Origin of the sequence: Nostoc flagelliforme FACHB-838, from assembly GCF_014698065.1 — a bacterium.
GTDB lineage: Bacteria > Cyanobacteriota > Cyanobacteriia > Cyanobacteriales > Nostocaceae > Nostoc > Nostoc flagelliforme_B.
Genome location: NZ_JACJSI010000384.1, coordinates 1 through 5,400, shown reverse-complemented (window position 1 = coordinate 5,400; position 5,400 = coordinate 1). Strand labels below are relative to the sequence as shown.

Genomic DNA, 5,400 nt, shown 5'->3' with positions numbered 1-5,400 from the left:
TTTTTTAACCAGGGGATTTAAAAGTATAACTCAATAAAGTTTTCTATTTTGAAGAACCAAAACACATCACCAATCCAGCCCTGTCTGAAGCAACCTCTGCTTCAACCTTGTGTAGCGCTCTTGGTCGTCAGTAGAGCGCACCGCCAAAGATATCGCTTTTTTCGCTCCAACAACGATCGCTAACTTTTTGGCACGGGTCAACCGCACCACCGGAACTCGCCCAGAATTGATCAGGTCAGCGAGTATTTGGCCTGGCCCTACAGATGGTAACTAATCAATATCTCCGACCAACAACAGTTGAGCGCCTTCTGCCACTGCTTTAACCAAGGAGTATGCTAAGAATAAATCAAGCATCGATGCTTCATCAACGACAATTGTTGTTTGAGGTAAAGGGTTTTCACTGTCGCATTTAAATCCCCTTGTCCTGGGGTCAAATTCTAACAAGCGATGTATGGTTTTGGCTTCAAGTCCAGTCATCTCACCCAAGCGTTGAGCAGCCCGTCCAGTTGGTGCTGCCATTGCAATAGATTTACCCATCGCTTTCCAAAGTGAGACAATTGTGTGGGTGGTGAAAGTTTTTCCAACGCCAGGACCACCAGTAAGGATCATGATTTTAGAATAGGCTGCTGTTTCTACAGCTTGGCGTTGCTGTTCTGAAAGCTGAATTTCACGGCTGGCTGTAAAGCGGTCAATCCAATCACGCACGCGCTCAATGTCGGTGCCAACAGGCTTTTCCAAGCGTTGGCGTATCAGTTGAGCTAAATTCTGTTCCGTATGAAAGTAAGTCGGCTTGTAGCAAAGTAGCGTTTTATCTTCATCCCGCTCTCGAATCAGGTCGTCTGCGAGAGCCATATCTTTAATAATGATCGCCACCGCTTCTTCTGTGGGCTGATGAGATTCGGTAGCCAGCAGTTTGATTACCGATTCAATCAGTTCACTTTGTGGCAGGTAACAGTGACCATCTTCGGCGCCTTCACTTAGACAGTGGACAATCCCCGCACGATAACGAAATTCTGAGTCCGGTGCAATTCCTATATTCCTTGCAATCTTGTCAGCAGTCAGAAAACCAATACCGTAGATGTCGGCTGCTAGCTGGTAAGGGTTCTTCGTAACAGTGGCGTTCGTCGAAGACGTGCCGAAGGTATCGCTTCATCATATTGCTTGTAAATTTTGACCGCGTATGTTGTTGATACACCGTGCCCTTGCAAAAATACCATTACTTCTTTTATGGCTTTCTGTGTCTCCCAGGCATTTTTAATTAACTTAATCCGCTTTTTGGCAATACCCTGGACTTCAATCACCCGTTCAATCTGGTTTTCGATGATGTCCAGGGTTTCTAGCCCGAAGTGAGCGACGATACGCTTGGCTGTGACTGGGCCAACACCAATAATAAGTCCACTGCCCAAGTATTTCTCAATTCCAGTGAGAGTGGCTGATTTGGTTTCTTTGTAGTTGACTACTTGGAACTGCGGGCCAAATTGTGGATGGTCACGCCAGAAACCAGTTAGCTGTAGAGTTTGACCTGACTGGATGTTAGCAAACCTACCAACGATTGTTGTGAGTTCGGTGCTACGCGGGCGAGTCAGTCTTGCGACGGTGTAACCTGACTCAGCAGAGTAAAAAGTTAGGCGTTCTACGACTCCGGTGATTGTTTCGTGTTGAGGAAAGGCGCTTATTTGTTGAGCGGAAAGATTAGAAGGAGTGGACATTGCTTATGATTCAGATGCCGCACAGCACATCATTGTATATAATACTGGAATTCAGTGAATATAGTACATAAATACTAAACCACACACCCAGTATTAGTGTCATCGAAAACTCACCCTAATTTCTCCGATTAACTTACTCCTATGAAACAATCTGTAAAAGTAAGAATATTGAATTTATTTACTTGTAGCAATAACTTTGTCAATTTCTTGTAATTTCTGCTGGAAAAGAGAGCGCATTTCATGAAGCTGTTTACTACTAGCTTTTTTAAGCAAATCTCCAGAAATCCCATTAACTTTTTGAAATATTATTTTTACCTCTTTTAACTCTTGTTCATTTGACTTTAAATACTTGATCTTAATTTTTCTAACCAGTTCACGAGTTTCTGTTACTGTCAGATTTTTCTTTAAGACTTCATCTGTTGCTGCAATCCGTTCGGATGCTGCTTGATTTTCGGAGATGTCTAATGCCTTGGCAGATAGAGTTGCCAATGCTAAAGCATGAGCGCCTTTGAGTCCATGCTGCCTGATGACCTGTTTTAAATCTTGAGGCAGATAAAGCATCGGCATTAGATTAGCTTTCACAGAACTAGGATTTAACCCTAACTCTAGCAGCATTAGTAGTAGACTCTGTTCTTTACCTGTAATTTCCAATAGTTCTAAGCCCTGCTGCTGTTCATCGACGCTAACAGCCATCAATTTTGCTAGCTCTTTACTATTTCCATTTCTCTCTATTCTTTTAATTACCGTTCCCAACATTGTGGAAACTTCATCCATTGACAAATTAGCGGACTTCATTACTTCTTTAAATACTGCCTCTGCTTTATCTAAAGGATTCAAGTCTTCAAACCCAAGAAAAGTTAGTAATGCAGATTGATCTAAGTCATTAGGCATTGCCACTATTACTGCACGAATAGTTGACCAGCCTAGTAATTTAGCTCCTTCAGTACGTAGCTGCCCATCTAACAGTATGTAACGACCATTACTCTGTCTGACTAAGATGACTGCTGAAATCTGCCCGTGTTTTTTGAGTAATCGTGCTTTTGCTTGTATGAATTCTGGTGTAATTGTCTGCCGAGGCTGATTAGGATTCGGGTCAATGAGATTTAAATCAACTTGTACTTCTCCTGATTGATTTTGAAGTTGTTCTCGGAGTTTTTGCAGTTCATTCTCTAATTCAGGAGATTGTGCGGTTCTGAGTCTTTCTATTTCTATTTGAAGTTCAGCAATTTTTTGTTCTTGCTCAGTTTTTTGAACTGCAATACTAAATTTACTAGCAATTTTAGGCAAAGCCACGATTATTTTTTCTCCTTAATTAAAGCGACTAAATCATCTGTAATTTGCTTAAAATCTTTACAAGCAGGATGTTTAGGACGGTATTTTTGTAAAGGTAGCCCGTGAGCGCTAGCATTTTTGAATTCATTGGAACTACGAACTTTGGGGTAAAGTTTCAATTGTAAATGTTCAGTGATTTCTGGTAATTGCTCTAGATATTGTCTGTGCATTGCTACGGTATCATCATACATACTTGGCACAAACCCTAAAATTGGTGGACGAGGTGATAACTGTAACTCATCACTGGTTGAAATGCACCATTCTACCAATTCTGCTGAACCAGAAATCGCTTTCATTTCTAATTGCACTGGAACTAATATGTGAGTTGAAGCGGCTAAAGCATTAACATTCAGCATTCCCAATGTGGCTGGGCAATCCAAGATTACTAGGTTATGAGGTAATGGGTAGTTTTTTAAGCGATCGCTAAGTGCGTACTCTCCTCGTTTCCTAATTACTAATTCGTTGGCCATTTCAGCCATTAATGGATGTCCTTGGCAGACTTGAATTTTTGATTCTTCCCAAACCGAAATTAATTTCCAATCCCCCTTAAAATCTTTGGATAATGCTTTAACTAGAGTATTAGATACTTCAGCAGGTGGTACCCCACAAAACACATCTAAAGAGCGTTGTGGATCTAAGTCAAGTATTGCTACAGAAAAGCCACGTCGAACTATCTCGTATGCAAGGTGTACACTGAGTGTAGTTTTACCTACACCGCCTGCGTTAGCTATCAGTGAGAGAACTATCTGCTTCATATCAGTTTTTTTGTCGGATTTTGAAATTCGACATTAAGCTTGTGAAAAATGTATATCATGCATTTGTATTTGTCACCTATTTCTGTCGTATTTTAAAATACGACATATTTTTTAAGGATTGAGAAATAAACAAAATTAAATTGAAATCAACCCAACGTCCATCTAAACCATCAAAACAGCAACAGCCCAAACCCATTACCTCATCTGTTAAATCTGATTTGACTTTAGTTGATGAATAACTCAAAACTCAGTAACAGCCTGACCATCCCCCTGTCGAGGAAAAACCCATGAAGCCGCCAAAAATTGAGCCGCAGGTGACTGGCAAGCGCAACAAGAGAAAAATAGATTTACCACCAGCAACCAAACCTCATATACCCTTCCAAGACCGCTCCGAAGAACCAGAATTACCGCCAGAAGCCTGTCAGCACATGCAATTCCTGGATTGCAACTCGGAGGTAGGGCGTGTGATATTCGAGTGCTACTACTGCAAGCAGGGGGTAATCAGCGAGTACACTGGAGAACCCGTAATGGGCAAGTACAAAGGACGACCAAAGAGTGATTTTCACAAAGGTAAAATGCCCTAACTGTGAGCAAACAGCGATTAGGCTGCAAGCCAGGGAAGTGCTTTCGATTACGGCGATACCTTCACCTTGGCAGCAATGATGGCACACTCCCTCTTCAAGAGTGATTAGTAAGAGATATTCGATTGATAATGCAAAAGTTGAAAATTTTACCCTTAATAATAACTGCACTAACGGCACTGACACTAACTAGTTGCAGCACTACTACTACTGAACAGTATGAAGCTACAGCACTCACCAGTTACACCTGGCTTGTTTTGTATGCTAATAACCTAACTAGTCAACCACAGCCACGCATTGAAACCTTTGCTAATACTTCAGTGGTGAATCGGAATGGAGTAAAACCACCAGGAGCAGTTGTTGGACCAGACGACCGTGGGCTATGGTGGCCTACTTTACCGCCGAGGCCAAGTGTTGATGAAGTTGAACAACGCAAAAAATCTCTAGAAGAGGCAAGCAAACCTGAATTGATCAAAAATGTAAAGTACTTTCCTGACCTATGGAGTGGGTAATACTCAGAACACGCTACCTACTAACTATGAAGTTTATCGACAAGTGGTAAAAGCTTACCCCCAAAGGACTCCTCTGCAATTGACTTTGGGTGTGAATGATAATTCAGTTGAGAAAGCTGAACCTGTCAGCAAGTAGTAACCCACTCGTTATATAGTCAGCACGCAGTTAGAGATCAAAACGGAATTGCTTTTCAACAAAAGGTTGACAGTAAAGTATAAATCAAAGAGTCAACAATGATCTAAATTAATTTCTGCTACGTTGATAAAAAAGATTTCAGAAATTCTTTGTGGGGGTTACATAGGGTCTATATATACCCCAACAGTAGTTCAGGACTTCGGTGACATTTTGACCCCTATATAGGATGCTTATAGGTTCTAAATGGGGTATATTTGATTGATTGACATTTTGTGCCCCATTTAGCCCCCAAGGGTTTATGATAAGCTCTTGAGATTAGGAAAAAAAGTAAAAGTTATTTTATTCTTCTTTCTCTTGCTCTTACAGATCACTTGA

Annotated in this window: 6 protein-coding genes and 2 pseudogenes; 2 read left to right on the top strand and 6 right to left on the bottom strand. The window is 41.2% G+C overall.

All coding sequences use genetic code 11. From position 1 onward, the window contains the following. Nucleotides 1-66: 66 nt before the first annotated feature. From H6G97_RS56370 to H6G97_RS44370, 6 genes and pseudogenes are all read right to left on the bottom strand, one after another. A complete protein-coding gene (locus H6G97_RS56370) occupies nucleotides 67-210 on the bottom strand; it encodes a heavy metal transporter (protein WP_422394278.1) in 144 nt (47 codons plus the stop codon). A 60-nt stretch (nucleotides 211-270) separates the two neighbouring features. Beyond that, a complete protein-coding gene (locus H6G97_RS56365; protein ID WP_422394277.1) occupies nucleotides 271-873 on the bottom strand; it encodes an ATP-dependent DNA helicase in 603 nt (200 codons plus the stop codon). Nucleotides 874-1,008: 135 nt separating this feature from the next. Beyond that, nucleotides 1,009-1,080, bottom strand: a pseudogene (locus tag H6G97_RS56360) (helix-hairpin-helix domain-containing protein); the annotation flags it as partial. A gap of 8 nt (nucleotides 1,081-1,088) precedes the next feature. Further along, complete coding sequence (locus tag H6G97_RS56355; protein WP_422394276.1) at nucleotides 1,089-1,709, bottom strand: YrrC family ATP-dependent DNA helicase; 621 nt, start codon at nucleotides 1,707-1,709, stop codon at nucleotides 1,089-1,091. 174 nt (nucleotides 1,710-1,883) lie between these two features. Then, nucleotides 1,884-3,002 carry a ParB N-terminal domain-containing protein gene (locus tag H6G97_RS44375; RefSeq protein ID WP_190946845.1) on the bottom strand — a complete coding sequence of 373 codons (1,119 nt, stop codon included), beginning with the start codon at nucleotides 3,000-3,002 and terminating at the stop codon, nucleotides 1,884-1,886. Nucleotides 3,003-3,004: 2 nt separating this feature from the next. Beyond that, nucleotides 3,005-3,796, bottom strand: a complete 792-nt coding sequence (locus tag H6G97_RS44370) for a ParA family protein (RefSeq protein WP_190946844.1) — start codon at nucleotides 3,794-3,796, stop codon at nucleotides 3,005-3,007. 287 nt (nucleotides 3,797-4,083) lie between these two features. Between H6G97_RS44370 and H6G97_RS44365 the strand changes: the two genes are divergently transcribed. Together H6G97_RS44365 and H6G97_RS44360 are read left to right on the top strand one after the other, a co-directional pair. Then, nucleotides 4,084-4,380 (top strand): hypothetical protein, encoded by a 297-nt coding sequence (locus H6G97_RS44365; protein ID WP_199350095.1) that lies wholly within the window; start codon nucleotides 4,084-4,086, stop codon nucleotides 4,378-4,380. Nucleotides 4,381-4,508: 128 nt separating this feature from the next. Further along, nucleotides 4,509-5,025, top strand: a pseudogene (locus H6G97_RS44360) (hypothetical protein). Nucleotides 5,026-5,400 lie beyond the last annotated feature (375 nt).